The sequence below is a fragment of the Xanthobacter sp. DMC12 genome (genome assembly GCF_056314105.1).
The window spans coordinates 21096-46152 of record NZ_JBQUYZ010000007.1 but is presented as its reverse complement, the minus strand read 5'-3'; the positions used below and the strand labels follow the sequence as shown (position 1 = coordinate 46152).

Genomic DNA, 25057 nt, shown 5'->3' with positions numbered 1-25057 from the left:
CACCGGCATGGACACCGTCCGCCTGCGCATCGACACGCTTAAGGCCGGCTACGGCCAGCGACTGGTGGTGGACGGGGTGAGCTTCACCGTCGCGGCCGGCCGCATGACGGCCCTCATCGGCCCCAACGGCTCCGGCAAATCCACCCTGCTCGCGACCATGGCGCGGCTGCTCCAGCCCATGGGCGGATCGGTGCTGCTCGATGGTCGCGCGGTCCACGGGCGAGCGACGCGCGCGCTGGCGCGGGAGCTGGGCCTCCTGCCCCAGAGCCCATCGGTGCCCGAGGGGCTCACCGCCTACGAGCTGGTCTCGCGCGGACGCCACCCGCACCAGGGTTTCCTGAGCCCGTGGAGCGACGCTGACGAAGCCGCCGTGGAGGAGGCCATGCGCCTCACCGGCACGTGCGAATTCGCGGCAACGCCGGTGGCGGCGCTCTCCGGCGGGCAGCGCCAGCGCTGCTGGATCGCCATGGCCATGGCGCAGCAGACCTCGGTGATCCTGCTGGACGAGCCCACCACCTATCTCGACCTGCGCTATCAGGTGGAGGTGCTGGACCTGCTCGCCCGCCTCGCACGCGATCACGGGCGCACCGTGGTGGTGGTGCTGCACGACCTCAACATGGCCCTCGCCTATGCCGACACCGTGCTCTGCCTGAAGGACGGGCGCATCCGCGCCGTCGCCGGGGAGGGCCGGAGCCTTGATGCGGCGGATGTCGCCGACATCTTCGGCGTGGCGGTGGAGGCGCTCGTCCATCCGCGCACCGGCAAGCCGGTGTTCGTTCCCCTCGGCGCGGCGCCGGGAGTGGGCGCGTGAGCCTCGCGGTGGCCGGCCATCCCCTCCCCCGGCCCCGAAGCCGGATCGCGCGCCCCATCCTCGCCGCCTCAGGCCTGGCGCTGCTGCTCGCAGCGCTGGCCGTCGCCTATCTCGGCTTCGGTGCGCGGGCCATCGCGCCGGAGGTGGTGGTGCGTGCGTTGATCGCCTTCGATGCCGACAGCTTCGACCACAACGTCATCGTCGAGCTGCGCCTGCTGCGGCTCCTCGCGGCGCTGGTGGTGGGGGCCGGGCTCGGCCTCACCGGCGCGCTCATCCAGTCCGTCACCCGCAACCCGCTGGGCGAGCCCCACGTGCTGGGCCTGAATGCCGGAGCGGCGCTGGCGGTGGTGACGACGCTCACGCTCTCCTCGGTCCTCGGGCCGCTCCTGCCGGCTCCGGTGCTCGCCGCCGCGCGGCCGTTGGTGGCGGGCTTTGGCGCGATGCTCCTGTGCGCGCTGGTGCTCGGCGCGGCCACGCTGGGGCGCACGGGCATGACGCCGCTGAAGGTGACCCTGTGCGGGGTCGCCTTTTCCGCCTTCGCCGCAGCCCTCAGCTCCGCCCAGCTGCTGCTGGACGACCAGACGCTGGCCACCGTGCGCCTGTGGCTCGCCGGAGACCTCTCCGGCCTCAGCTATGGCGCGCTGTGGGCCGCCGTGCCGCCCGCCATTGCCGGCCTCGCGCTCGCGCTGGTGCTGGCGGGTCGGCTCGATGCCCTGGCCATGGGCGATCAGGTGGCGGCGGGGCTGGGCATTCCCGTGGCGCGCACCCGTCTCCTGGCGCTCGTCGCCGCCGGGCTGCTGTGCGGGGCGGCCGTCTCGCTGGCCGGACCCATAGGCTTCGTGGGGCTGGTGGTGCCCCATGCGGTCAAGGCGCTGGGCGTGCGGGATATGAGGGCCGTTCTGCCCCTGAGCGCGCTGGCCGGCGCGGCGCTGCTGGTGGCGGCGGACCTCGCCGCGCGCAGCCTGTTCGCGCCCCGGGAACTGGCGACGGGCATCGTGACGGCGCTTGTCGGCGTTCCCGTCTTCATCGCCCTCGCGGCACGGCGGCGAGCATGAACACGGTTGCCCGCGCGGCGGGCTACCGGCGGCTCGGCACCGGCCGCCTGAGCCTGCGCCTGCGCCCCCGCGCGGCAGGGGTGGCGGCGGCGCTTGTTGCCTTGATCTGTGCCGGGGCCGCCTTTGCCCTTGCCTCGGGCAGCCTGCCCATACCCCTGCGCACCGTCATCGCCGCCCTCACGGCCGGCGACGTACCGCCGGAGGTGGCCCACGTGGTCACCGGGGTGCGGCTGCCGCGGGTGGTGCTGGCGCTGCTCGCGGGCGCCATGCTGGGCCTCTCCGGCGCCGCCTTGCAGGCCCTCACGCGCAACGGCCTCGCCGATCCCGGCCTCGTGGGGGTGAAGGAGGGGGCGAGCCTTGCCGTCCTCGTACTCATCCTCGTCTTTCCGGCCCTCGGGGCGGCGTGGCGGCTGCCGGTGGGCATGGCGGGCGGGCTCGCGGTGGCGCTCGCCGTGGTGCTGATCGCCCGCGACCTGTCGGGCGTGCGCTTCGTGCTGGTGGGCATCGGCGTATCGTGGCTGCTGGCTTCGGCGCTGCTCGTCTTCATCACCACGGCCGACATCAACGATGTGGAGACGGCCCTCGTCTGGCTCGCCGGCAGCCTTCATGCCGCCGAATGGACGCTCATCCCCGCCCTCGCCATCTGGGGCGCGCTGGGCGCGTTCGCTCTGTTCGCCACCGCCCGGGCCGCCGACGCGGCGCTGCTGGGCGATGCAGCGGCCATCGGGCTCGGCGTGCGGCTGCGGCTCACCGGCGCATTGGGGCTGGCGGCACCGGTTCTGATGACGGCGGCGGCGGTGTCCTGCGTCGGCAGCCTCGGCTTCGTCGGCCTCATCGCCCCGCACATGGCACGGCTGGTGGTGGGGGGTGGGCAGGCTGCCGTGCTCGCCGCCAGCGGGCTCCTCGGCGCGGCGCTGGTGCTGGGCGCGGACACGGCCGGCCGTCTCCTGTTCGCCCCGCTGCAGATCCCCGCCGGCATCGTGATGACGCTGGCCGGCGTGCCGCTCTTCCTGTTCCTGCTGTGGCGGCGGCGCGACCAGATATGACCGGATCCAGCCCATGACCGCCCTGCCCCGCAACCCCCTGCTCCGCCTCGCGACCCTCGCGCTCGCCTTCGCCCTCCATTCGGGGACCGCCCACGCGCAGACGCGCCCGTTCACCGACGATCTCGGCCGAACGGTGGAGGTGCCGGCGCGCCCGCAGCGCATCGTCTCCCTGCACGACCTCGACATCACATTGCCGCTGATCGAACTCGGCGTCGTGCCGGTGGCGAGCCACGGCCGGGTGCGGCCGGACGGCACGCGGTTCCTGCGGGCGGGAAAGCTGCTGACCGGCGTGAATTTCGACACCGCGCCCATCGCCTTCATCGGCGCCAACGCCATCGACATCGAGGCGGTGGCAGCGGCGAAGCCGGACCTCATCATCACCTCGCCTACCCGCGACACGCCCGTCTCGCAGCTGGAGCGCATCGCGCCCACCGTGAGCATCGAGCATCTAAGGGGAGGGCCGGACTCCATCTATGGGAAGCTCGCCGCGCTGACCGGCACCGAGGGCCGGCTCGCCACGCTCAAGGCGCGCTATGCGGCGCAGATCGCGCAGTTGCGCGGCCTCGTCGACACCGCCAGCCTCACGGTGGTCAGCTTCCAGGCGAACCAGGGCAAGATCACCGTCTTTCATACCGACCGCGCCCTCGGCCGCGTGCTGCGCGATGCCGGCTTCCGCTTTCCGAAGATCGTCGAGGGCATTCCCGAGGGGGGCCGCATGGATGTGAGCGCCGAGCGCCTGCCCGACCTCGAGGCCGACCTCGCCTTCGGCACCTTCCGCTCCGACCTTGGCCACGGGCCGGCGGCGGAAATGGCCGACATGGAGAAGGTGATGCCCGGCTGGTGCCGCCTGATGAAGGCGTGCAGGGAGGGCCGATACGTGCTGTTGCCAAGGGATGAGACCATTTCCAATACCTTTGCCGCGCTCAATCTGGTGGCGGCGGTGGTGGAGGCCGAGGTGATCCGGCTCCGGGCCGCGCGCCGCTAACACGGCCCCCTTCACTTCGGACTCGTTCCAAACATTTGCTGACGCATGGAAAACCGCGTTCGCCTGTGCCATCATCCCGGGCCTCGGGACGCAGGCGGGGCAGGGTCGGCAGGGGGATGACGGCACAGGCACGCAAGGCCAGGACGGACCGGTTCGGCGAGCGGCTCCGCAGCCGGGGGGCGAGCCTCTCGCCGCAACTCAAGGTCGTGGCCGACTACATCAACGAGAACCGCCGCACCGTGCTCGGCCAGTCGGCGCTGGAGATCGCGGCGGCGACCGGCACCTCGGACGCCACCGTCATCCGCGCCGTGCAGGCCCTCGGCTTCGATGGACTGAAGGACCTCAAGGGCACGCTCGCCGGCTTCCTGGGCGGCATCGTCTCCTCCGCCGACAAGATGACCTCCACCACCGAGCAGCTGGCCCGCGACCTGGACGCCTCCATCGATTTCGTCCGCGCCGGGCACGTGGCCGGCATCGAAGAGGTCACGCGCCCCGAGAACCGCCGGGCCATCGCCGCGGCCATCGAGCTGATGCGGGCGCGGGAGGGGATCGGCATCTTCGGGATCGGCGCCTCCGCCATCCTCGCCGACTATGTGGCCCGCCTCCTCATCCGGAACGGCCGTCATGCCTATGCGCTGAACCGCACCGGCATCGCGCTCGGCGAGCAGCTGCTCGCCATGCGGCGGGGCGACGTGCTCATCATGATGGGACAGGCGAGCGCCCATCGCGAGGGCGTGGCGGCGCTCGAGGAGGCGCGGCGGCTGGATGTGCCGATGATCCTGCTCACCGGCGCCGCCTCGCCCGCCTTCGGCAAGCAGGCGCAGGTGGTGGTGAAGGTGCCGCGGGGCAAGTCGGAGACCGTTCCGCTTCACGGAGTGGTGCTGGCCTGCCTGGAGATGATCGTGTTCGGCCTCGCCGCGGCGGAGCCGGAACGCTCGCTGCGGTCGCTGGAGCGCCTGCACGTGCTCTACGAAGACATCCGCCGCCCCCCGCGCGGCAATTGACCGGAGCGAAGGCCGAAGCCCGCGGGCATTCGGATGGCGGCAGAAGCGGGCCACCGGCACCATTATGCCGCAGCCTCACGAGAAAAGAGCCATGCGCCGGAGAAGCGCACCCTGGCGGCTGTGGCTTCCGGGCGTCCAGCCTATTAGGAAGGGGAGAACACTTCCTGTCAGACGGCTCCCCTCCGACGCCTGACGATACCGCGAGATAGGCGGACCCAGCCGTGCCCTTCCTGACCACAAATCCGGCGCTCGCCCGCGCCCTCGCCGAACGGGACTACACCAACCCGACGCCGGTGCAGAGCGCCGTGCTGGCGCCCGAGGCCTCCGGCCGTGACCTTCTGGTGTCCGCCCAGACCGGCTCCGGCAAGACCGTCGCCTATGGCCTCGCCATGGCCGAGACGCTGCTGGGGACCGCGGAGCACTTCGAGTTCGCGGGCGCGCCGCAGGCGCTGGTGGTGGCGCCGACGCGCGAGCTGGCGCTGCAGGTCCAGCGCGAGTTCGCCTGGCTCTTTGCGGCGACCGGAGCCCGCATCGTCTCCTGCGTCGGCGGCATGGATCCGCGCCAGGAACAGCGCCTTCTGGCGCGAGGCGCCCACATCGTGGTCGGCACCCCCGGCCGCCTGCGCGATCATCTGGAGCGCGGGCGGCTAGATCTCTCGGCGCTGCGCGTGGCCGTCCTCGACGAGGCCGACGAGATGCTCGACCTCGGCTTTCGCGAGGATCTCGAATTCATTCTCGACGCCACCCCGCCGGAGCGGCAGAGCCTCTTGTTCTCGGCCACCATGCCGCGCGGCATCACGGCTCTCGCCAAGCGCTACCAGCGCGACGCGCTGCGGATCGAGGTGGCAAGCGCGGAAGGCGGTCACGCCGACATCGAGTACCGCACCATGCGCGTCGCGCCGACCGAGGTCGAGCATGCGGTGGTCAACGTGCTGCGCTACTACGATACCCCCAGTGCCATCGTGTTCTGCAACACGCGCGAGACCGTGCGGCGTCTGCACGCCATGCTCCAGGAGCGGCAATTCTCCGCCGTGGCCCTCTCCGGAGAGCTGAGCCAGAACGAGCGCAACCACGCCTTGCAGGCGCTCCGGGACGGACGGGCGCGGGTCTGCGTCGCCACCGACGTCGCGGCGCGCGGCATCGACCTGCCGAACCTCGGCCTCGTCATCCATGCCGAGCTGCCGAACGATGCCGAAAGCCTGCAGCACCGCAGCGGCCGCACCGGCCGGGCGGGCCGCAAGGGCGTGAGCGTGCTGCTGGTGCCGCCGTTCCGCCGGCGCAAGACCGAGGATCTGATGCGGGGGCTGGGCATCCGGCCCGCATGGTCCGGCCCGCCGACCTCCGAGGAAATCCGCAAGCTCGACCACGAGCGCATGCTGCGCGATCCCGTGGTCACCGATGAGCCGAACGAAGAGGATGCCGGCGCCGGACTTGCGCTGCTCGCCGCGCACTCGCCGGAGCATCTGGCCGCCGCGCTGGTGCGCCTCTACCGGGCCGGCCTGCCGGCCCCGGAGGAAGTCGCCGACCCGGGGGAGCCGCGCGCCGCGCGCGACCGGGCGGCCGACCGGGATTTCGGCGGGTCGTCGGGCGCCGGCAGCGTCTGGTTCCGCCTCAATGTCGGGCGCCGCAACAATGCCGACCCCAAATGGCTGCTGCCCCTGATCTGCCGGCGCGGGAACGTGACGCGCAAGGAGATCGGCGTCATCCGCATCTTCGATGAGGAGACCGCCTTCGAGGTCAGCCTCGCCGCCGCAGAGCGCTTCAGCAAGGCTGCCCGCAGGGCGGACGGCGACGATGTGATCATCGAGCCGGCGCAGGGCCAGCCCGCGGGCCAGCCCCAGCGTCCCGCCCGCGGACGGCCATCGGGCGCCCCGCCAGCATCGGAAAAGCCGGCGCGCGGCCGGAAATTCCGCAATGGCCCCCCGCCGGGGAAAGCGGCCGAGGGCAGGGCGGAGCGCGGCAAGACCGGGGTCGAGGGGAAAGCCGCGTTCGACAAGCCGCGCGAGGCCCGTCCGCCGCGTCACGGCAAGAGCGAGCGCCCGCAGAAAGGCCCGCGCCCGAACGCAACCGAGGGACGGCCGAAGGGAAAGCCCCCACGGCGCTCCTGATGGCGCGCCCCGCCCCCGCGGCCGTCAGAGCGAACGCTCAACCGCGGCGGGCGGCGCCGCGCAGGGTTGGCAGGCCGATGCCTGCGGCATCGAAGCCGCCGTCCACGGCAAGCTCCTGTCCGGTGATGTAGCTCGCCTTGTCGCCGCACAGGAAGAGCACCGCCTCGGCCAGTTCCTCCTCCAGCCCGTAGCGGGCGAGCGGGATGGCGTCGTGATAGTCCGCACGGATCGCGGGCGAATGCACCGCCTTGGCCATGGCGGTGTCCACCGGCCCCGGCGCCACCGCGTTGACGCGGATGCCGATGCCGGCGAGTTCCACCGCGAGCTGCTTGGTGAGGTGGGCGAGCGCGGCCTTGCTGGTGCCGTAGGCCGCCCGCAGGGTCGAGGCCCTGAGCCCCGAGATGGAGGTGATGTTGACGACGGCCCCGCCGCCCTGCCGGGCGATCAGCGGCGCGGCGGCCTTGGTGCAGTGGAACGGGCCGGACAGGTTGACGTCGAGCACCCGGCTCCACTCCGCGTCCGAGGTCTCGAGGATCGGCTTGAACACGGCGACGCCGGCATTGTTGACCAGCGCGTCGAGCCGGCCGAACCGGGCGTCGATCGCCTGCACCGCGGCCGAGACCGCCGCCGCATCGGCCACGTCGCACACGAGGGCAAGGGTGCGTTCGGGTTCCGCCAAAGCGGCGACCGCCTCGTGCAGCAGCGCGGACTCGATATCGAGCAACGCCACCCGCCAGCCGTCGGCGAGGAATTTGCGGGCCACGGCAAGGCCGATGCCCCGCGCCGCACCGGTGACGAGGGCGACCTTCGGATCAGGGGAGGTGGATGTTTCGGGCATTCGCGTTTCGCTGTGCATTGATCTTGCCGACGCTCATATCGCGCCCGCCGGCGAAACGGAATGCCCCCATGGCACAGCAGGATCTCGCCACGGGGTGGGGGGCCGGGCGGAGCCCCGTCAGCGTCGCCATCCGCGCGGTGACGCTCCATCAGGGGGCGGCGTGGCGGCGGACGCGATCGGCGATGTCCTCCCAGCCGTGAAGGTCGAGCGTGGAATAGACGGCGGCGAGATGCTTCTTGAGGGCCTCCGGGCTCACCCCCAGGTCCGCCGCCGCCTCGCTCCGCCGCTGGCCGCGCGCCGCAGCGACGACGAGCTGCTTCTGGGTCGGGGAGAGCCGGGTCTCCATCACCATGTCCAGCGCCGCGCGCGACAGGGGCACCTGCTGCTCCAGGGTCACGATGAAGGCCCCCGCGCCGGCCTCCGAGGGGGCGCGCATCTCTTGCGCACACATGGCGAGCCGCCCTGCCGGCACCACGGCGAAGCCGCTGGAAGGCAGGCGCGTGTTCCGTGCGTCACGGCACAGGTCGGCGACGAAGTGCGGCGCCACGCCGGGTGTCCCGGCCAGGCGCACGCCCTGCCCCACCAGGGAGCAGTGCGACAGCATTCCGGCTCCCGCGTCATCGAGGAAGCGGAGGGTCCGGGCATCGGCATCCACCACCAGGTGCCCCTGTGGGGCCCGTGCCACCCAGCGCTCGGCCACGGCGGCCTGCGGGGCCCCTGCGAGGACGGCCTCCAGCCGCTGGAGCAGCATCGCCTCCTCCATGCCGAACGGCCGCCCGTGCTCGCGAAAGGCGAGGATGACGATGCGGGCGCGGCCCGCGATATCCACGCGCAGGTCCAGCGCATGGTGATGGCCGCTCGCTCGCACCAGCAGATTGTAGGTGTTGGAGCGATAGTAGCTCGCCGGCGGATCGATGAGATGCCCGACATTCTGCCCGCCCCTGCGCGACAGGGAGGCGACGTTGATCTCGTCCGGACCGACGAACAGCCGGTGAAACTCGTTGGCGAACAGGTCGCGCGCGTCGGCCGGGCTGTCCTCGTGGTGAAAGCCGACCGGCCGGCCCTCCTCATCCATCCAGAACAGGGCCACCGCCGCCGCCCCGACATAGCTGCGCGTGAGCCGGCACAGAAGCGGGGCGAGGGTGGCGATCTCCCCGCCGGAACGAGCGGTGACCGCGATGTCCTCGAACGCCTTGCGCGCCGCCTTCCGCATCCGTCCCCTGCCCCGCGCCGCGCGTCGGTCGCGGCCTTCCGCGTATGCGGCAAGGCTAGGACGGCGTGACCCGGCAGGCAATGCGGCGCGGCAGCTGGAGGGAAGGCCGCGGAGCCGGAGGCCGTCGTCCGTGCACCCGCCGGGCATCGGTCTGCGGGCTCTTATTTTGGCGCGTCCACCACATTGCCGTCGGCGTCGAAGACCTCTTCCTGCGCGCCCGGGCGCAGGTGGTAGCCTTGCGCGTCATAGGTGAAGCCGACCGTGATCTGGTAATGGTTCTTGCCGAGCCGGCCGAGATAAGCGCAGGCGAGGACGAGGAGGCCGTCCGGACCTGCGATGTTCAGCGATCCCATGGTCGCGCGGTCGTCATCGAACAGGCCGACCACGCCCTTGCGCGTCACGAGCGGGCCGAGGTCGCGGGCGAGGGTCTTCGCCTTCGGGCACCCGCCGCCGAGTTCCCCGACCAGCATCTCGAACCCGCGCTGGCCACGCTTGCGGCGGATGGCGAATTCGAGGAATGGCGTATCCGAAGGCAGCGGCGTCCCCTCCGCCCCGCAGTACCAGTCTTCGTGGCGCGGGTCGGAGACGCCATCTTCGGAGACGGCGGGGAAGCAGCCCTTGATGCGGGTGACTTTCGTTCCGCGATAATCGGCGCTTCGCGCCATGGCCGTGTTCACCTCGTCCTCGCCGGGCGCCGCGTCCCGCGCTTCTGCGGCGTGCGGCAGCAATAGAACCGTGAAGAGGGCGAGAACGCCCCGCCTGACCCTCGCCTTCATGTCGCCGATCTTCGTGCGTGAGGCATTGAAGCTGTCCATCGGCCACGCACCCGTCAGCGGCAGGGTCCGATACGCCTGCCCTTGGTGCGCATGGTGCGGGCGCCGCCGGGACCCTTCATGGTGATGGTGCCGTCCATGGTGTCAGCCCCGTAGCGCACATCGAAGACCTGCCCGAAATCGCCACAGGTCTGGCGGTAGGAGACGCGATCCGCCTCCACCTTCACATCGTCGAACGTGCAGTCCTTCGCCTCGGCCGCGAGGGCCGCGCGCACCTGCGCGGCGGTGCCGTTGGCCTGGGCCGCTTCCGCGTCGGAGATGCAGCGCTGCTGCGGGGCGCCCATGCCCGGCAGGCCGGTTATTCCGGGACGGGCCGGCGCCATCTCCGTCGTCACCTCCCAGAGGCCGGGCCGCATCCGCTCCTGCGCGCAGGCGGCAGACGCGAGACCGGCCAAGGCCAGAACAACCAGAAGCGCGCGGAGCGGCGCGCGCGGGGCCTGCGTCATGATGCGGGACCTTCTCGAATCGATGCCGGCGCCGGACGCCGTGGATGGCCCGGATGCTAGAGGCCGCCGCACATGGCGACCATTCCCCGCCGGGGGAGGTCCGCCCGGATCGACCGTCCGCCGCGCGTCAGGTGTCCGTGTCGTCGTCGCCGGAATCGGGAAGGGTGGCGGCCAGCCGCTCCGCTGCGTCCTTGAGGTTGGGCACCAGGGCCTTCGCCTTCTCCAGCGAAAAACGGGGCAAGGGGCCGTGGCAGGCCACCGCGGCCACCACCATTCCGCGCCGGTCCTTCACCGGGACGGCGATGGCCACCAGGCCTTCCAGAAACTCCTGGTCGTCCGTGCTGTAGCCGCGCTGCGCGATGCGCTCCAGCTCCGCCTCCAGCTCCTCGACGGTGGTGATGGTGTTCGGCGTCTGGGCCTTGAGGTGCAGGGAGTCCAGAATCCGCCGGCGCTGCACCGGACGCATGGCGGAGAGGAACAGCTTGCCGGATGCGGTGCAGTGCATGGGCACCCGCGAGCCCACCTCCAGGTGCATCCGCAGCGGCCAGGCGGCCTCCACGCGATCGAGATAGATCGCTTCGGACCCGACGCGGGTGACGAAATTGCAGGTCTCCCCCGCCACGTCCACGAGCCCTTCCAGGATGCTGCGCCGCTCCGCGCTCACCGAATTGCGCAGCATGTCGAAGCCCATGCGCAGGAAGCGCGGCCCGACCGCGAAGCGCCGGCCGTCCGGCTCGCGCAGCAGATAGGATTCGGCCTCCAGCTTCTGGCACAGGCGATGGACGGTGGGCTTGGGCAAAGACAGGCGTACGCACAGCTCGGGCACGCCGAGGGGCGTCTCGGAGCGGGCGATCTCGCCGAGGAGGTCGAGCGCCCGGAGCATGGCCGAGGCGTTGTCGCGCTCCTCTGGCCGCTCCGGCTTCTCCACGCTCTCCAGCTGCTGTTTTGCCTTGGCCATCTGAATCGCCAGCCTCTCGCTACGTGCAGCCTTAGCGGCTGGCACCCGGCTGTCAAACACAACGCAGCCGCACAGGCGCCCCTTCGCATTGCACAACATAAATCTCATTGAATGAGACGTTTCATTTCAAAATTTGGATTGACTCGTCTCATCCCTTCGTCGCATCGTCAGGTCCGCAGAGAGGAAACTGCCATGCAAGGCGAGGAAAACTTCGACTTCGTCGTCATCGGCGCCGGGTCGTCGGGTTGTGTTCTGGCCAATCGCCTGAGTGAAGACGGCAAAAGCCGCGTCGCTCTGGTGGAGGCCGGGCCGAAAGACAGCAATCCCTGGATTCACGTGCCCATGGGCTACGGGAAGACCATGTGGAACGACCGCCTCAACTGGCGCTTCCATACGGAACCCGAGCCGACCATGGGCGACCGGCGGATTTACTGGCCCCGCGGCCGCGTGCTCGGCGGCTGTTCTTCCATCAACGGCCTCATCGTCATCCGCGGCCAGAAGGAGGATTACGACGGCTGGGCGGCGCGCGGCGCCACCGGCTGGGGCTTCGACGACGTGCTGCCCTATTTCCGCAAGCTCGAGGACAACACCCGCTTCGGGGACGACCCGCTGCACGGCACCGGCGGGCCGGTGACGGTGAGTTCGATCCCGCGCAAGCACCCGCTCATCGAAGTCATCAAGGAAGCCGGCCGCACGCTGGGCGTGCCGGAGACGGCGGACTTCAACGGCGCCCGGCAGGAGGGCGTCGGCTATTACCAGCTCACCACCCGCAACGGCTTCCGCGTCAGCGCCGCCAAGGCCTATCTCAGCCCTGCCAAGGGCCGCGCCAACCTCTCCATCCTCACCGAGACGCAGGCGCGCCGCGTGCTGTTCGAGAACGGCCGCGCGGTGGGCGTGGAGGTGAGCAGCGGCGGGCAGGTGAAGGTCATCCGCGCGCGCCGCGGCGTGATCCTCTCGGCGGGCGCGGTGCAGTCGCCGCATCTCCTCATGCTCTCGGGCATCGGGCCGGCCGAGCACCTGAAGGCCAACGGCATCGGCGTCCATGTGGACAGCCCCGGCGTCGGCGGCAATCTGCAGGACCATCTCCAGCTGCGCCTGCTCTACCGCTGCACCAAGCCCATCACCACCAACGACGCGCTGAACTCCCTGTTCGGGCGCATCAAGATGGGACTCGAATATCTCGTGTTCCGGGGCGGCCCGCTTGCCATCGGCATCAACCAGGGTGGCCTGTTCACCCGCGTGCTGCCGGAATCGAAGACCCCGGACATCCAGTTCCATATCGGCACCCTCTCGGCGGACATGGCCGGCGGCAAGGTGCATGACTATTCCGGCTTCACCCTCTCGGTGTGCCAGTTGCGGCCGGAAAGCACGGGGTGGGTTCGGCTCGGCTCGGGCGATCCGCTCACGCCGCCGAAGATCACCGCCAACTATCTTGCGACCGACACCGACCGCCGCTGCGCCATCGGCGGCATGAAGTTCGCCCGCAAGCTCGCCGCCACCGAGCCGCTGAAGAGCTATGTGGCGGAAGAGAAGCTGCCCGGTCCGGGCGTCACCGACGACGAGGGCCTCCTCGCCTTCGCGCGCGAGTACGGCGCCACCATCTTCCACCCCGCCGGGACCTGCCGGATGGGCCCCGACGCCGACCGCGATGCGGTGGTGGACCCGCGCCTACGGGTCCGCGGCGTCGATGGCCTGTGGGTGGTGGATTGCTCCGTGATGCCGAGCCTCGTGTCCGGCAACACAAACATTCCCGCGATCATGATCGGAGAAAAAGCCGCCGACATGATCCGGGAGGACGTGATGAACAACGGAAACGGGCGAGACAACGCCCCAAATCAAATCAATGACGGGAGGACACAACAATGGCTGGGCAAGCAGGAGCTTCAAGTCGCGAGCTGAGGCGCGTGGTCGGCGCCAGCGTCATCGGCGCGACCATCGAGTGGTATGACTTCTTCCTGTACGGCATCGTCGCCGGCATCGTCTTCAACAAGCTGTTCTTTCCGGGCGATGATCCGGTGGTGTCCATCCTGCTCGCCTACACCACCTTCGCGGTGGGCTTCGTGGCGCGGCCGGTGGGCGGGCTCATCTTCGGCCATTTCGGCGACAAGCTGGGCCGCAAGAGCATGCTCATCATCACGCTGATGATCATGGGCGTGGCGACGGTGGCCATCGGCCTCCTGCCCACCTATGCGCAGATCGGCGTTGCCGCGCCCATCCTGCTGCTGCTGCTGCGCATCGCGCAGGGCATCGGCATCGGCGGCGAATGGGGCGGCGCGGTCCTGATGGCGTATGAATACGCGCCGGAGGACAAGCGGGGCTTCTTCGCCTCCATCCCGCAGATCGGCCTCGCGCTCGGCCTGTGCCTCGCCTCGGGCGTTACCGCCATCGTCTCCATGCTGCCGGACGAGCAGTTCATGAGCTGGGGCTGGCGCGTGGGCTTCATCGGCTCCGTCGTGCTCATCATCGTGGGCATGTACATCCGCCTGAAGGTGCACGAGACGCCGGAATTCGAGCAGGTGAAGGCCGCCAACAAGGCGGAGGCCATCCCCTTCTTCACCATGCTGCGGGAATATCCGCGCAACGTGCTGCTCGGCATGGGCGTGCGCTACATCGACGGCGTGTTCTTCAACGTCTTCGCGGTGTTCTCCATCGTCTATCTGGCGAACTACGTGAAGATCCCCCGTACGACGGCGCTCTGGCTGGTGACGCTCGCGGCGTTCGTTATGGTGTTCACCATTCCGATGTTCGGCAAGCTGTCCGACAAGTGGGGGCGCCCGCGCACCTATGCCATCGGCTCCGCCCTGCTGGCCCTGGTGGCGTTCCCGGCCTTCTGGCTGTTCTCCACCGGATCGCTGCCGCTGATCGCGCTCGGCATCGTGTTCCCGTTCGGCGTGCTCTACGCCATGTGCTACGGGCCTGAAGCCGCGCTGTTCTCGGACCTGTTCGACGCCCGGGTGCGCTACACCGGCATCTCGTTCGTCTACCAGTTCTCCGGCATCGTCGCGAGCGGCATCACCCCCATCATCGCCACCTATCTGCTCGCCCGCGGCGACGGACAGCCCTGGCAGGTGTGCGCCTACGTGGTGTTCGCGGCGCTGGTGTCCATGCTCTCGGCGCTGGCGATCAAGGTGCCGGCCCCCGGCACCCGCTTATCGCCGGCCGCGCGCCCCGCGACCGAAACGGTCCGGCAACCCGCGCGCTGACCGGCCCCCTCCGGAGGCGGCGCGCGGCCGCCGCCTCCCTCTCCCCAAAGACTTCCAAGGTTCCAAGAGGATTTTTCCGTCATGAAGATGACCACCGAAGAGGCGTTCATCAAAGTCCTGCAGGCGCACGGCATCAACGAGGCCTTCGGCATCATCGGCTCGGCCATGATGCCGGTGTCCGATCTCTTCCCCAAGGCCGGCATCCGCTTCTGGGATTGCGCCCACGAGACCAATGCGGGCCTGATCTGCGACGGCTACACCCGCGCCACCGGCCGCATGGCCATGGCCATCGCCCAGAACGGGCCGGGCGTGACGGGCTTCGTCACCGCCATGAAGACCGCCTACTGGAACCACACGCCCATGCTGCTGGTCACCCCCCAGGCGGCCAACAAGACCATCGGCCAGGGCGGCTTCCAGGAAGTCTCGCAGATGGCCATGTTCCAGGACATGGTCTGCTACCAGGAAGAGGTGCGCGATCCCTCCCGTGTGGCCGAGGTGCTCAACCGCGTCATCGAGAAGGCCTGGCGCGCCTGCGCCCCGGCGCAGATCAACGTGCCCCGTGATTTCTGGACCCAGGTGATCGACATCGAGCTGCCGCAGATCGTGCGCCTCGAGCGTCCCGCCGGCGGCCGCAACGCCATCGCCGAGGCGGCGGAAATCCTCTCGCAGGCGAAGTTCCCGGTGATCCTCAACGGCGCGGGCGTGGTCATCGGCAACGCCATCGGCGAGGCCATGGCGCTGGCCGAGCGGCTGGATGCCCCCGTCTGCGCCGGCTACCAGCACAATGACGCCGCCCCCGGCAGCCACCCGCTCGCTGTCGGCCCGCTCGGCTACAACGGCTCCAAGGCCGCCATGGAGCTGATCGCCCAGGCCGACGTGGTGCTGGCGCTGGGCACCCGCCTCAACCCCTTCTCCACTTTGCCCGGCTACGGCATCGACTACTGGCCGAAGCAGGCGAAGATCATCCAGGTGGACATCAACCCGGACCGCATCGGCCTCACCAAGAAGATCACCGTGGGCATCTGCGGCGACGCCAAGGAAGTCGCCGGCCAGTTGCTCGGCCAGCTCGCCCCCGGCGCCGGTGACGCGGGCCGCGCGGAACGCCGCGCATTGATCCACCAGACCCGCTCGCGCTGGCTCCAGCAGCTCGCCTCCATGGACCACGAGGACGACGATCCCGGCACTCGCTGGAACGAGGACGCCCGCGCCCGCGACGCCGGCCGCATGTCCCCCCGTCAGGCGTGGCGGGCGATCCAGTCGGCACTGCCGAAGGACGTCATCATGTCCACGGACATCGGCAACAACTGCGCCATCGGCAATGCCTACCCGAGCTTCGAGATCGGCCGGAAATATCTCGCGCCGGGCATGTTCGGCCCCTGCGGCTACGCCTTCCCGGCCATCATCGGCGCCAAGATCGGCTGCCCCGACGTGCCGGTGTTCGGCTTTGCCGGCGACGGCGCCTTCGGCATCTCCATCAACGAGATGACCTCCATCGGCCGCGAGGAATGGCCGCCGGTGACCATGGTGGTGTTCCGCAATTTCCAGTGGGGCGCCGAGAAGCGCAACACCACGCTCTGGTACGACAACAACTTCGTCGGCACCGAGCTGGACCCCAAGCTCTCCTACGCGAAGATCGCCGATGGCTGCGGCTTCAAGGGGGTGCGGGTGGATACGCCGGAGAGCCTGAAGGAGGCCATCCACACCGCCGCCGAGGAGCAGAAGAAGGGCATCACCACCTTCATCGAGGTGGTGCTGAACCAGGAACTCGGCGAGCCCTTCCGCCGGGATGCCATGAAGAAGCCCGTGCCGGTGGCCGGCATCGCGCGCGCCGACATGCGCGAGCAGATCGCGCGCTGACTGAGACCCGGGCGGGATGGCCCCTCCGCACGTCCCGCCCGGCCTTTTCCTGCCCCAGCTCCAGCCCCGAGATGACGGCCATGCTCGCCCTCGACCGCATCATCGACGCCGCGCGTGCCGCCCCCCGCAGCATCGTCCTGCCCGAGGGGAGCGACCCGCGCATCGCGGCCGGCGCCCGCCGCGCCGTTGAGGAAGGGATTGCCCGGCCGATCCTCCTCGGCCCCCACGAGGAGGTGATGGCGGCCCTCGATGGTGACGCGCGGGGCATCGCCATCGAGGATCCCGCCACGTCCCCGCGCCTTCAGGCCTATGCCGAGGCCCTGCACCTCTTGCGCCACGCCAAGGGCATGGACCTTGCGGCGGCGTGGCGGCGCATGCGCGAGCCCCTGGCGTTCGCCGCCATGATGGTGCGGCAGGGCGACGCCGACGGCACGGTCGGCGGCGCGGTGGCGACCACCGCGGAGACGGTGCGCGCCGCGCTCCAGATCATCGGCCTCGCACCGGGGGCGAAGATCGTCTCCAGCTTCTTCCTCATGATCCTGTGCGAGGATTACCACCAGCAGAAGGGGGCCTATGTGTTCTCCGACTGCGGGCTGGTGATCGACCCGGACGCAGCGGAGCTGGCCGACATCGCGCGCGCCGCCGCGCACTCCTACACGGCCATGACCGGCCTGATGCCGAAGGTGGCCATGCTCTCCTTCTCCACCAACGGCAGCGCGCGGCACCAGCGGGTGGACAAGGTGGTGGAGGCGGTGCGCCTGGTGCGGCAGGCGGAGCCGGATCTGGTGATCGAGGGGGAATTGCAGTTCGATGCCGCCTTCGTCGCGGCCGTGGGCGCGGCCAAGGCGCCGGGCTCGGCGATCCGCGGGGATGCGAACGTGTTCGTCTTCCCCAATCTCGACGCCGCGAACATCGGCTACAAGATCGCCCAGCGGATGGGTGGGGCGAAGGCCATCGGGCCGGTGCTTCAGGGGCTCGCCAAGCCCGCCAACGACCTCTCGCGCGGCTGCTCGGAGGACGACGTGTTCCACATGATCGCGCTCACCTGCGCCCAGGTCTCCCGGTCGCTTCCGGCCGCCGCGGCGGAGAAGGCCGGCAGCGTGTGGCAGAGCGTACGGACGTCCGGCGATCTCGGTGAGACGCGGGCGCGCTGAGGCGAAAGGATCAGTTGCCCAGCTGGAGCATGGATTCGGACGCCGCGTAAGCCTCGCCCCACTGGGCGATCGTCTTCGAGACGGCCGAGAGCGAGATCGGCTGACCGACCGCGCGCGGCGCCGCGGCCGCGAACAGCGCCGCAACGAGCACCAGCGGCATCAGGACCTTTCGCAATTCGTCTTCGGTGTTCATCTGGGTCACGAGCTTGGTTTTGAAGACCAATCATATACCCAGCGCCATCGGCAGCCAAATGCGGCGCAACATCGCGCATGCTGCATCGCACAAATATAGGACCTACCCTAGGTCACGCGGCGCTTGGCGAGCTTTCGGGCCAGGGTGCGGCGGTGCATGCCGAGGCGCCGGGCGGTCTCGGAGACGTTGAAGTCGGTCTCCGCCAGGGTTTCGTGGATGCGCTCCCATTCCAGCGTCTTGATGGAGCTGGGCCGCACGCCGAGCGGCACGTCCGGATTGCCCCCCTGCCGGGCGAAAGCGGCCTCGATGTCGTCGGCGTTGGAGGGCTTGGCGAGATAGTGGCAGGCGCCGAGCTTGATCGCCTCCACCGCCGTCGCGATGCTGGCGAAGCCGGTCAGCACCACGATCTTCATCTGCGGATCGAAGGCGTGCAGGTGCTGCACGCATTCGAGGCCCGAGGCGTCGAACAGTTTCAGGTCGACCACGGCGCGTCCGGGGCGGAATTCGCCGAGCACCTCGGGCAGGTCGCCGATGCGCCCGCAGTGGCGGACGCTGTAGCCCCTGCGCTCGAACGAGCGCTGGAGGGCGCGGGCGAAGGCCGCATCGTCCTCGATCAGGAGCAGGTTGGTGTCAGGCGACATCGGCATGGTCCACGGCAAGCGCCTCCAGCGGCACGCGCAGTTCCACGAAGGCGCCGCCGCCTTGCAGGTTGCCGGCCTCGATATCCCCGCCCAGCTTGCGCAGGACATTGATGGTGAGGAACAGGCCCAGCCCCCGCCCCGCCTCTCCCTTGCTGGACTGGAAGGGCTTGCCGAGCTGCGTCAGGGCATCGGGGGCGAAGCCCGGGCCCTTGTCGGTGACGCGGATCACGAGGTCCTCGCCCTCCTCCGCCGCGCGGATGCCGATGCCGGCGGGCGAGGCCTCGAGCGCGTTGTCGAGCACGTTGAACAGCGCCTGCTGGATCACGCCGTCGCCGGTGATGGCCGCGCCCTTCGACGTCGCGTTGGCATAATCCAGCGCGGCGGGCCGGCGGCTCTTCGCCCAGTTGTCCACCATCCCGTCCAGGAAGTCGGACAGCGGGCCGCGCTGCGCCGCTTCCGCCCGCGCCTCGCCGGCGACCATCAGGATATGGGAGACGATGCTTTTGCAGCGGCCGATCTCCGCCTGCATCTCCTGAAGCTCCCCGGCAAAGGCCGGGTCGTCGCGGAAGCGCGGCATGTGCTGCCAGTCGTTCAGGATCACCGAGAGGGTCGCCAGCGGCGTGCCGAGTTCATGGGCGGCGCCGGAGGCGAGGAGGCCGATGCGCACGATGTGCTCCTCCTCCGCCGCCCGCCGCCGGGCCTCGGCGAGGTGGGCATCGCGCCGCCGCAGATTGGAGGTGATGCGGGTCACGAACGCCACCGCGAGCACCGAGGCAAGAAGGAAGCAGAGGAACATGCCCTGCACGTGCAGGTCGAAGAACGTGCGCTCGCCATGATGATGGGCGCCGCCGTGGTTGCCGAAATCGATCGGCCGGTAGAAGTGGGTCAGCCAGATGAAGGACAGGCTGGTGACCAGCACGATGACCCAGGCCATGGGCGGCGCGAGCAGCACCGCCCCCAGGATCACCTGCAGCAGGAACAGGGAGATGAAGGGGTTGGTGGCGCCGCCGCTGAGGTAGAGCTGGAGGGTTAGCGCGGCCACGTCCAGCAGCAGCTCGATGCCGAGTTCGGTCTCGGTGACCTCCGCCGCCCCGAGCGCGCGGTGGAGGCTGACGAGGTTGAGGCCGATCAGGAACAGGACGACAAGCCCCATCTCTGCCAGCGGCAGGGCGATGCCCAGCCACAGATGGACGACGGCGATGGCCACGATCTGCCCCGCCACGGCGAGCCAGCGCAGCGAGATCAGCAGCCGCAGATTGTCGCGCGTGGCGTCGCTCTCGATGGCCGTCACGCTCATGCCAACATCACTCCCCGGTTGCGGCAGCTTGACCGCGACCACTAGCGCCCCGGCGGCCAATCCGGCAACGCGACCTTTCCGCCAAGGGGGAAGGCCGCGCCCCGGGGCCTGCGATCATCTCCCCGCCCCGGCGGTGGCTGCCGCTGCCTGCCGGCGCGCCTCCTCGGCCTTGCGCACGTAGTCGAGCGTCTTGGCGCGGACCATCTCGCGATGCTCGCTCACCGCCGCCTCGCGATAGAGATGCCGCCCGGCGCCCATCAGCACCACCACCACCAGCATCAGGGACGCGGCCAGGCCGAACATGCGGCCGATGGCGCCATCCGGCCCGCGGATTTCGCGGATCATCACCACGCACAGCGCCAGCGACACGAGGATGGAGAGGCCGAACAGGCCGAAGGCGCCGGCCTGCGGACCGCTCGTCTGCGGCAGGGTGAAGAGCGCCACCGGGCCGACGAGGAACTGGGCCATGGTGGGCCAGAACGCCCAGCGATAGCCGAGGCGGATCAGCTCGGCCCGGCTGAAGCCGGTTTCCGCGATCTCCACCTCGCTCCGCCGCCGGAACAGCCACACGAGGAACAGCCCCGCCATGGCCGGGCACGCCAGCACGAAATGGGCATAGCGCGGCAGCACGTTGGGCAAGGCGAGGGCGGAGAGGAAGCCGTGCACCTCGCCCCATTTCTCGGGGAACAGCATCAGGTTGACGTTGGCGAGGAAGATCAGCGGGATGAACAGGAAGAGCAGGCACGCCACGCCGGAAATGGCGAGGTGCAGGGCCTTCATCCGCTCCATCCGGTGCCAGAGATATTTGTGGATGTAGGTGAGCACGAAGGCGATCACCACCAGCGGGATGATGGACACCCACAGCGCGCCGGTGAGCGCATTCGCGCTGTAGAAATAGACCGTATAGAGCGTGTTGATCGCCAGCAGCGGCCCCACCCCCAGCACCACCGCGATGCTCTTGTTGGCGGTGATGGTGGAGGCGATCTCATGGGCGAGCCGATCGTAGCGCTTCTGCCTGAGCCCGCGCGCTTCATAGATGAAGGACAGCAATGCCCCGCCCACCATGAAGTTCACGAAGGCGATGTGCATGAGGAAGAAGACGATCAGCACCAGGACCAGCACCGGTTCCGGCGCCGGCATGGGCAAAGGAATGTCGTGGGGAACGGGAATGTTGGGGTTCATCGCGTGCCGGTCTCCCGCGTGGGGGGCGTTGCGGAGGCCTGGGTGAGGGGCAAGGCGCCGGTGAGGGCGGCGCGCAGCGTCGGGGTGATGACGACGACGCCCGCCTGCTGCGCGCCGGGAATGGGCGCGCTGTTGTGCTGGAGGTGCTCGAGATAGGCGCCCATCAGCTCCAGCTCCCGCCCGTTGCCGGGAAACGGCGGCATGAAGGGCTGGGCCTCGTGCATGTTCTCGATGTAGCCGGCGGTCAGCTCGCTCTTCCACGGCTGGTCGCCGAACATGCGCTGGAGATGGCCGGTGATGGAATTCACCCCGTGCCCCGTGTGACAGCGCGAGCAGGTGTTCATGAACACGTCCTTGCCCGCCTGCAGGCGCATCAGCAGCGCCGCGCGCTCCGGCTCGGCAAGGCCCTCGGGCAGGCCGGTTTTCTCAGCCGGAGTCAGCGGGTTGGAATAGGTGGCATAGGCGAGCACGCCGTCGCGCTGGAGCAGGGCGTAGTCGTCCACCCGGAAGCCGTTGGCATACATGTAGCTGCCGATGACATAGGGCTTGCGGACGAATTCGCGCACCCGCTCGAAATGCCCGGTCATCCATAGGATGGCGACGAACGGCACGACGAGGACGACGCGCGGCATCAGTTGCGGGCGGGCGATGGCCAATTGCACCACTGCCAGGATGGCGACCACGGTCACCACCGCGATCTCCAGAAACCTCTGCTGCCACTCGGCGAATTGCAGGCTGGCCAGCGCCACGCCGAAATTCTCGCGCATGGCCTGCGGCACCACCGCGTAGTACCAGAGCCCGCCCGCCAGAACGAGCGGCGCCGCCACCAGCGTCCAGACCGCGATGGCCCGGAGCGCCGTCGCCCGGAAGGGATCGTCCCGCTTCACGAAGAAGGGCACGAGGAACATGGCGATGACCCCCGCCATGGCGGCCGCGAGCGGCGTGCGGAAGGCGAGCTGCGGCAGGTAGACGGGATTGGTGAAGCCGCTCCACAGGGTGTGGTGGGAGAGCCAGTTCCCCGGGTCCATCATGAAGCCGAGGATGGAGACGATGATCGCCATCGTCACCCAGGAGAAGAAGGCGAGTGCGAAGCCGAGGCGGATGTGGCGCACCTTGGCGGCGCCCGTCGCCCAGGTCTTCCAGGTGAGCGTATAGGCGAGGATCAGGCAGACCTCGGTGATGAACACCAGCCATTCCACGAACCACGCCCAGAAGAAGACGCGGATGAGGCTGGCGATGGACGAGGGGTTCACCAGCGACACCGACAGCCAGATGCCGACGCCGGTCAGCGCCCCGACCGTGGTGGTGATGAGGAAGGCGACGAACAGGATGCGGTAGGCCAGAGCGTCCCAGCGCGCATCGCCGCGCCGGTGGCCGTACCATTCCATGGCCGCGACCAGGGGCATGAGCCCCACCGCGAGGCCGTGGTTGATGAGCACGTGGAGGATGGCGATGGTGGCGATGAGGCCGCGGTTGCCGAGGATGTCGAGGTGGAAAACGGGAAAGTCCATCACGCCCTCGCCGGACTGCCGAAGGCCGCGCCTTCGGCATCGCTCGCCGCCAGCGCGAGCAGCGCGAACTCGATGGTGAAGAGAACGAGGCCGAGCGTGTGGGCGAAGCTGCCCGGCGGATGGGAGGCGACCAGCGCGAGCGCCCCGGCGGCGAGCGCGGCGGCGATCACCGTCGGCGCCAGCAGCAGCGCCAGATCGTAGGGATGAAGGGGAAGCGGGTTCCGCGCCAGGCGCCGGAACGCGCGGGCCAGCACCGCCGCCGCGCACAGGAGGATGGCGGCGCCGCCGACAAAGCGGAACAGGTCCGCGCTGCCGAGCAGGATCAGGATGGCGGTGAGCAGCAGGGCATTCACCACCGCGAGCCGGTCGGGCCGGGCGGCAAGCCAAGCCCCCAGCCTGGAAATAGCGTGGGCGGTCATCTTTGGTCCGTCGTGCTGTGATCGCGGATGGCCCACTATGGTGAGGCGCCCGCACGGCACGATTGGACAAACGGTCCAAGCCGACGAAGCATCCCGGCGCGCCGGGCACGTGAAGCGGGATGAAAGCCGGGCCGCGCCGGCCTCACCCGGCCTGGGCCGAACGCTCGGCCGGGATGCGCGCGCGCCAGGCGGAGGGCGGCACGCCGGCGACACGGCGGAAGGCGTTGCTGAAGGCGCTGGTGTCGCTGTAGCCGAGCGCGGTGCCGATCTCCGTCACGCTGAGGCGCGTGCCTGTGAGCAGCCGCTGGGCCACCTCCACCCGGCTCTGCAGGAGAAGGTCGCGATAGGTGGTCCCCTCCTCCTTCAGCGCCCGCTCAAGAAAGCGCGGATGGATCGACAGGGCGGCGGCGATGGTCTGCACCTGGACGTCGTGGAACAGGATGCGCGAGCGCAGCAGCCGCACGACACGATCCGCCATCTTCGGCGTGTCCACCGCCCAATAGGTGCGGACGCGCTCCTCCAGCGCGGCGCGCAGGGCGGGATCGGCGGTCCTCACCTTGTGCCGGAGCACCTCGCTCGGGAACACCAGCGCCGAATGGCTGCTGTCGAACCGCACGCGCACGCCGAAGAACGCATGATAGGGGCGCGGATCGGCCGGCGCGCGGCGCGCCAGCCAGACCTCGGAGGGGCGGGCGCCGCACAGTTCGCGCATCAGGTTGAAGCCGATGGCAATGGCGCCGTCTTCCATGTGCTCGGCGCCCTCGGCGTTGCGCTGGTAGACGCAATAGCCGCTCCAGGCGACGCCCTCCCGCTCCATGACGTAGGGGACGGCACCACGCACATAGCGGCGCTGATTCTCCGCGAGGTCGAGGATGGCCCGGCCCCAGGTGGGCGCGTTGCGCATCAGCAGGCCGACGAGGCCCAGGCTCTCGCTGGCGTTCCTCTGGCCCACCAGCAGGCCGAAATGCGGGCAGCCGGAGCGCCCGGCCGCCACATGGAAGAGGCGGCTCGCCATAGTGAACGGGATCTGGCCTTCGGGATCGGCGATGGCGTCGGGCGCGAGGCCGCAGGCGTCAAGAACCTCGCCAGGCTCCACGCCGAGACCGCGCAAGACGTCGGGCACATGAACCAGCGCCCCCACCCGCTGCGATCCTTCCGGCATGTCCCGATCCCGCGAAACGCGTGCCAACGCAAGGCTGTACGAGGGCGGAACATTTCCATTTCAGTCGCAAAATCGCAAGTGAGCGCAGGCGCCTCCTGCTATATGCCCGATGGACCGTGGCTTTCCCGCGCCACATCCGCGCCGGCGGCGCGACGCGGGGGGAAAGTCTCACCCTCATCGGACGCGCAGCCATCAAGACGCCCATCGCGATGTCCATTCCTTCGTGCCGTTCCGGCGCGCTGGCCCGGCCCCGCGTCGCGCCCGCCTGCCGCGCCGGCAGCCTGCGCGGCGGCCATGTCACGGCGGGAAAGCTTGAACCTGTCCGTATTGCCTTTGCAGGCTCCTTCCCGCACATCTATGCGCCCGGCACGCAGCGCAGCATCCGGCACGCGCGCGCCGGGGCCGAGGTCGCGGAGATCGCGGGGGTGCTGAAGGTTGGCGTCGCGCCCGGCGCGTCGGCCGCGCACCGTGCCGTCCCGCACCACGGCGCGGACGTGCGGCAGGCCGGAACCGGGGGAGATCGGACATGAGCGAGGGGCGCCCTGAGGGCAATGCGACCGGAGGCGGCCGCGCCGCGGCCCTGAAGGAACTGGCCATCCGGGAGATTCGCAGCTTCCTGTTCCTGTTCCTCTATCTGTGGGTGCTGCTTGGCCTGTTCGTGCTGAACCAGGCGGTGGTGGAGCGCGCCCATGGCGGCACCATGACCTTCCAGGGCTTCGCCTTCCTCAACGCGCTGGTGCTCGCCAAGGTGATGCTGGTGATCGAGGATCTCGAAGTCGCGCGCTGGCTGAAGGGCCGGCCGCTCATCCTCGTCATCCTCTACGAGGCGGTGATCTGCACCCTGTTCTTCCTCGTCTTCCACGTCATCGAGCGGTCGGTGGTGGCGAAGTTTACCGGCCACGCCATTACCGCCAGCGAGATCGAGGTCGGCGGCGGCGGGCTGATTGGGGCACTCCTCGTTTCGGTGATCCTGTTCGTGTCGCTGCTGCCCTTCTTCGCCTTCAAGAACGTCACGCGCGCCATCGGCGCAGACCGGATGCGGCAGATCCTCTTCCACCGGCGCACCGAAGACGAGCCCACGCGCGTCGAGCCACATTTTTGACGGCGGGCGCACCGGGGGGCGCGCCTGAACTGACCAGAA

The 25057-nt window shown here is 69.8% G+C and carries 24 protein-coding genes; 12 read left to right on the top strand and 12 right to left on the bottom strand.

From position 1 onward, the window contains the following. Window positions 1–7: 7 nt before the first annotated feature. The 6 genes from ACT535_RS21825 to ACT535_RS21800 all read left to right on the top strand — a co-directional run bounded on the left by ACT535_RS21825 (window position 8) and on the right by ACT535_RS21800 (window position 7009). Window positions 8–811 (top strand): ABC transporter ATP-binding protein, encoded by an 804-nt coding sequence (locus tag ACT535_RS21825; RefSeq protein ID WP_476366008.1) that lies wholly within the window; start codon window positions 8–10, stop codon window positions 809–811. After that, window positions 808–1866, top strand: a complete 1059-nt coding sequence (locus ACT535_RS21820) for a FecCD family ABC transporter permease (RefSeq protein ID WP_476366007.1) — start codon at window positions 808–810, stop codon at window positions 1864–1866. The genes ACT535_RS21825 and ACT535_RS21820 overlap by 4 nt, the downstream gene beginning before the upstream one ends. Further along, window positions 1863–2912: a FecCD family ABC transporter permease gene (locus tag ACT535_RS21815; RefSeq protein ID WP_476366006.1), complete on the top strand. Its 1050-nt coding sequence runs from the start codon at window positions 1863–1865 to the stop codon at window positions 2910–2912. The genes ACT535_RS21820 and ACT535_RS21815 overlap by 4 nt, the downstream gene beginning before the upstream one ends. Before the next feature lie 13 nt (window positions 2913–2925). Continuing rightward, complete coding sequence (locus tag ACT535_RS21810) at window positions 2926–3897, top strand: ABC transporter substrate-binding protein (protein WP_476366005.1); 972 nt, start codon at window positions 2926–2928, stop codon at window positions 3895–3897. A 116-nt stretch (window positions 3898–4013) separates the two neighbouring features. Then, entirely contained in the window at window positions 4014–4901 is an 888-nt protein-coding gene (locus tag ACT535_RS21805; protein ID WP_476366004.1) for a MurR/RpiR family transcriptional regulator, read from the top strand. A 221-nt stretch (window positions 4902–5122) separates the two neighbouring features. Further along, window positions 5123–7009: a DEAD/DEAH box helicase gene (locus ACT535_RS21800; protein ID WP_476366003.1), complete on the top strand. Its 1887-nt coding sequence runs from the start codon at window positions 5123–5125 to the stop codon at window positions 7007–7009. A 37-nt stretch (window positions 7010–7046) separates the two neighbouring features. On the opposite strand, the gene ACT535_RS21795 is transcribed toward ACT535_RS21800, so the two are convergent. The 5 genes from ACT535_RS21795 to ACT535_RS21775 form a co-directional block, all read right to left on the bottom strand. Then, a complete protein-coding gene (locus tag ACT535_RS21795; protein WP_476366002.1) occupies window positions 7047–7847 on the bottom strand; it encodes an SDR family NAD(P)-dependent oxidoreductase in 801 nt (266 codons plus the stop codon). A 148-nt stretch (window positions 7848–7995) separates the two neighbouring features. Further along, a complete protein-coding gene (locus ACT535_RS21790) occupies window positions 7996–9060 on the bottom strand; it encodes a helix-turn-helix transcriptional regulator (RefSeq protein ID WP_476366001.1) in 1065 nt (354 codons plus the stop codon). A 161-nt stretch (window positions 9061–9221) separates the two neighbouring features. Continuing rightward, the gene (locus tag ACT535_RS21785; protein WP_476366000.1) at window positions 9222–9875 is read right to left on the bottom strand and encodes a hypothetical protein; all 654 of its coding nucleotides are present in this window, start codon (window positions 9873–9875) and stop codon (window positions 9222–9224) included. A 14-nt stretch (window positions 9876–9889) separates the two neighbouring features. Continuing rightward, window positions 9890–10339: a DUF3617 domain-containing protein gene (locus tag ACT535_RS21780; protein WP_476365999.1), complete on the bottom strand. Its 450-nt coding sequence runs from the start codon at window positions 10337–10339 to the stop codon at window positions 9890–9892. Window positions 10340–10466: 127 nt separating this feature from the next. Next, window positions 10467–11297 carry an IclR family transcriptional regulator gene (locus ACT535_RS21775; RefSeq protein WP_476365998.1) on the bottom strand — a complete coding sequence of 277 codons (831 nt, stop codon included), beginning with the start codon at window positions 11295–11297 and terminating at the stop codon, window positions 10467–10469. 192 nt (window positions 11298–11489) lie between these two features. Between ACT535_RS21775 and ACT535_RS21770 the strand changes: the two genes are divergently transcribed. The 4 genes from ACT535_RS21770 (at window position 11490) to pta (ending at window position 17511) form a co-directional block, all read left to right on the top strand. After that, window positions 11490–13196 (top strand): GMC family oxidoreductase N-terminal domain-containing protein, encoded by a 1707-nt coding sequence (locus ACT535_RS21770; RefSeq protein WP_168462135.1) that lies wholly within the window; start codon window positions 11490–11492, stop codon window positions 13194–13196. Then, entirely contained in the window at window positions 13160–14500 is a 1341-nt protein-coding gene (locus ACT535_RS21765; RefSeq protein ID WP_476365997.1) for an MFS transporter, read from the top strand. The genes ACT535_RS21770 and ACT535_RS21765 overlap by 37 nt, the downstream gene beginning before the upstream one ends. Window positions 14501–14581: 81 nt before the next feature. Beyond that, window positions 14582–16357, top strand: a complete 1776-nt coding sequence (xsc, locus tag ACT535_RS21760) for a sulfoacetaldehyde acetyltransferase (RefSeq protein WP_476365996.1) — start codon at window positions 14582–14584, stop codon at window positions 16355–16357. An 80-nt stretch (window positions 16358–16437) separates the two neighbouring features. Next, window positions 16438–17511 (top strand): phosphate acetyltransferase, encoded by a 1074-nt coding sequence (gene pta, locus ACT535_RS21755; RefSeq protein ID WP_476365995.1) that lies wholly within the window; start codon window positions 16438–16440, stop codon window positions 17509–17511. A 10-nt stretch (window positions 17512–17521) separates the two neighbouring features. Here the strand turns inward: pta and ACT535_RS21750 are convergent, their stop codons facing one another. From ACT535_RS21750 to ACT535_RS21720, 7 genes are all read right to left on the bottom strand, one after another. Continuing rightward, the gene (locus ACT535_RS21750; protein ID WP_476365994.1) at window positions 17522–17734 is read right to left on the bottom strand and encodes a hypothetical protein; all 213 of its coding nucleotides are present in this window, start codon (window positions 17732–17734) and stop codon (window positions 17522–17524) included. Between the two features lie 77 nt (window positions 17735–17811). Further along, window positions 17812–18345, bottom strand: coding sequence for a response regulator transcription factor (locus ACT535_RS21745; RefSeq protein ID WP_476365993.1), 534 nt, complete (start codon window positions 18343–18345; stop codon window positions 17812–17814). Beyond that, entirely contained in the window at window positions 18335–19642 is a 1308-nt protein-coding gene (locus ACT535_RS21740; protein ID WP_476365992.1) for an ATP-binding protein, read from the bottom strand. The genes ACT535_RS21745 and ACT535_RS21740 overlap by 11 nt, the downstream gene beginning before the upstream one ends. A 114-nt stretch (window positions 19643–19756) precedes the next feature. Further along, the gene (locus ACT535_RS21735; RefSeq protein WP_476365991.1) at window positions 19757–20824 is read right to left on the bottom strand and encodes a hypothetical protein; all 1068 of its coding nucleotides are present in this window, start codon (window positions 20822–20824) and stop codon (window positions 19757–19759) included. After that, window positions 20821–22335 (bottom strand): c-type cytochrome, encoded by a 1515-nt coding sequence (locus ACT535_RS21730; protein WP_476365990.1) that lies wholly within the window; start codon window positions 22333–22335, stop codon window positions 20821–20823. Before ACT535_RS21730 ends, ACT535_RS21735 begins: the two co-directional genes overlap by 4 nt. After that, on the bottom strand, window positions 22335–22754 hold the full coding sequence (locus tag ACT535_RS21725; RefSeq protein WP_476365989.1) for a hypothetical protein: 420 nt from the start codon (window positions 22752–22754) through the stop codon (window positions 22335–22337). Before ACT535_RS21725 ends, ACT535_RS21730 begins: the two co-directional genes overlap by 1 nt. 142 nt (window positions 22755–22896) lie before the next feature. Continuing rightward, window positions 22897–23916 carry an AraC family transcriptional regulator gene (locus ACT535_RS21720; RefSeq protein WP_168462145.1) on the bottom strand — a complete coding sequence of 340 codons (1020 nt, stop codon included), beginning with the start codon at window positions 23914–23916 and terminating at the stop codon, window positions 22897–22899. Between the two features lie 116 nt (window positions 23917–24032). Between ACT535_RS21720 and ACT535_RS21715 the strand changes: the two genes are divergently transcribed. Next, a complete protein-coding gene (locus tag ACT535_RS21715) occupies window positions 24033–24446 on the top strand; it encodes a hypothetical protein (RefSeq protein WP_476365988.1) in 414 nt (137 codons plus the stop codon). Further along, on the top strand, window positions 24443–25018 hold the full coding sequence (locus ACT535_RS21710; RefSeq protein WP_168462147.1) for a hypothetical protein: 576 nt from the start codon (window positions 24443–24445) through the stop codon (window positions 25016–25018). Before ACT535_RS21715 ends, ACT535_RS21710 begins: the two co-directional genes overlap by 4 nt. Window positions 25019–25057: the final 39 nt, after the last annotated feature.

Excerpts from the sequence above, each read along its gene's own strand:
- ACT535_RS21825 (WP_476366008.1), top strand. The coding sequence starts at position 8 with ATGGACACCGTCCGCCTGCGCATCGACACGCTTAAGGCCGGCTACGGC.
- ACT535_RS21805 (WP_476366004.1), top strand. The coding sequence starts at position 4,014 with ATGACGGCACAGGCACGCAAGGCCAGGACGGACCGGTTCGGCGAGCGG.
- ACT535_RS21765 (WP_476365997.1), top strand. The coding sequence starts at position 13,160 with ATGGCTGGGCAAGCAGGAGCTTCAAGTCGCGAGCTGAGGCGCGTGGTC.
- ACT535_RS21815 (WP_476366006.1), top strand. The coding sequence starts at position 1,863 with ATGAACACGGTTGCCCGCGCGGCGGGCTACCGGCGGCTCGGCACCGGC.
- ACT535_RS21735 (WP_476365991.1), bottom strand. The coding sequence starts at position 20,824 with ATGAACCCCAACATTCCCGTTCCCCACGACATTCCTTTGCCCATGCCG.
- xsc (WP_476365996.1), top strand. The coding sequence starts at position 14,582 with ATGAAGATGACCACCGAAGAGGCGTTCATCAAAGTCCTGCAGGCGCAC.
- pta (WP_476365995.1), top strand. The coding sequence starts at position 16,438 with ATGCTCGCCCTCGACCGCATCATCGACGCCGCGCGTGCCGCCCCCCGC.
- ACT535_RS21710 (WP_168462147.1), top strand. The coding sequence starts at position 24,443 with ATGAGCGAGGGGCGCCCTGAGGGCAATGCGACCGGAGGCGGCCGCGCC.
- ACT535_RS21780 (WP_476365999.1), bottom strand. The coding sequence starts at position 10,339 with ATGACGCAGGCCCCGCGCGCGCCGCTCCGCGCGCTTCTGGTTGTTCTG.
- ACT535_RS21730 (WP_476365990.1), bottom strand. The coding sequence starts at position 22,335 with ATGGACTTTCCCGTTTTCCACCTCGACATCCTCGGCAACCGCGGCCTC.
- ACT535_RS21810 (WP_476366005.1), top strand. The coding sequence starts at position 2,926 with ATGACCGCCCTGCCCCGCAACCCCCTGCTCCGCCTCGCGACCCTCGCG.
- ACT535_RS21770 (WP_168462135.1), top strand. The coding sequence starts at position 11,490 with ATGCAAGGCGAGGAAAACTTCGACTTCGTCGTCATCGGCGCCGGGTCG.
- ACT535_RS21795 (WP_476366002.1), bottom strand. The coding sequence starts at position 7,847 with ATGCCCGAAACATCCACCTCCCCTGATCCGAAGGTCGCCCTCGTCACC.
- ACT535_RS21790 (WP_476366001.1), bottom strand. The coding sequence starts at position 9,060 with ATGCGGAAGGCGGCGCGCAAGGCGTTCGAGGACATCGCGGTCACCGCT.
- ACT535_RS21785 (WP_476366000.1), bottom strand. The coding sequence starts at position 9,875 with ATGGACAGCTTCAATGCCTCACGCACGAAGATCGGCGACATGAAGGCG.
- ACT535_RS21775 (WP_476365998.1), bottom strand. The coding sequence starts at position 11,297 with ATGGCCAAGGCAAAACAGCAGCTGGAGAGCGTGGAGAAGCCGGAGCGG.
- ACT535_RS21740 (WP_476365992.1), bottom strand. The coding sequence starts at position 19,642 with ATGAGCGTGACGGCCATCGAGAGCGACGCCACGCGCGACAATCTGCGG.
- ACT535_RS21745 (WP_476365993.1), bottom strand. The coding sequence starts at position 18,345 with ATGTCGCCTGACACCAACCTGCTCCTGATCGAGGACGATGCGGCCTTC.
- ACT535_RS21720 (WP_168462145.1), bottom strand. The coding sequence starts at position 23,916 with ATGCCGGAAGGATCGCAGCGGGTGGGGGCGCTGGTTCATGTGCCCGAC.
- ACT535_RS21725 (WP_476365989.1), bottom strand. The coding sequence starts at position 22,754 with ATGACCGCCCACGCTATTTCCAGGCTGGGGGCTTGGCTTGCCGCCCGG.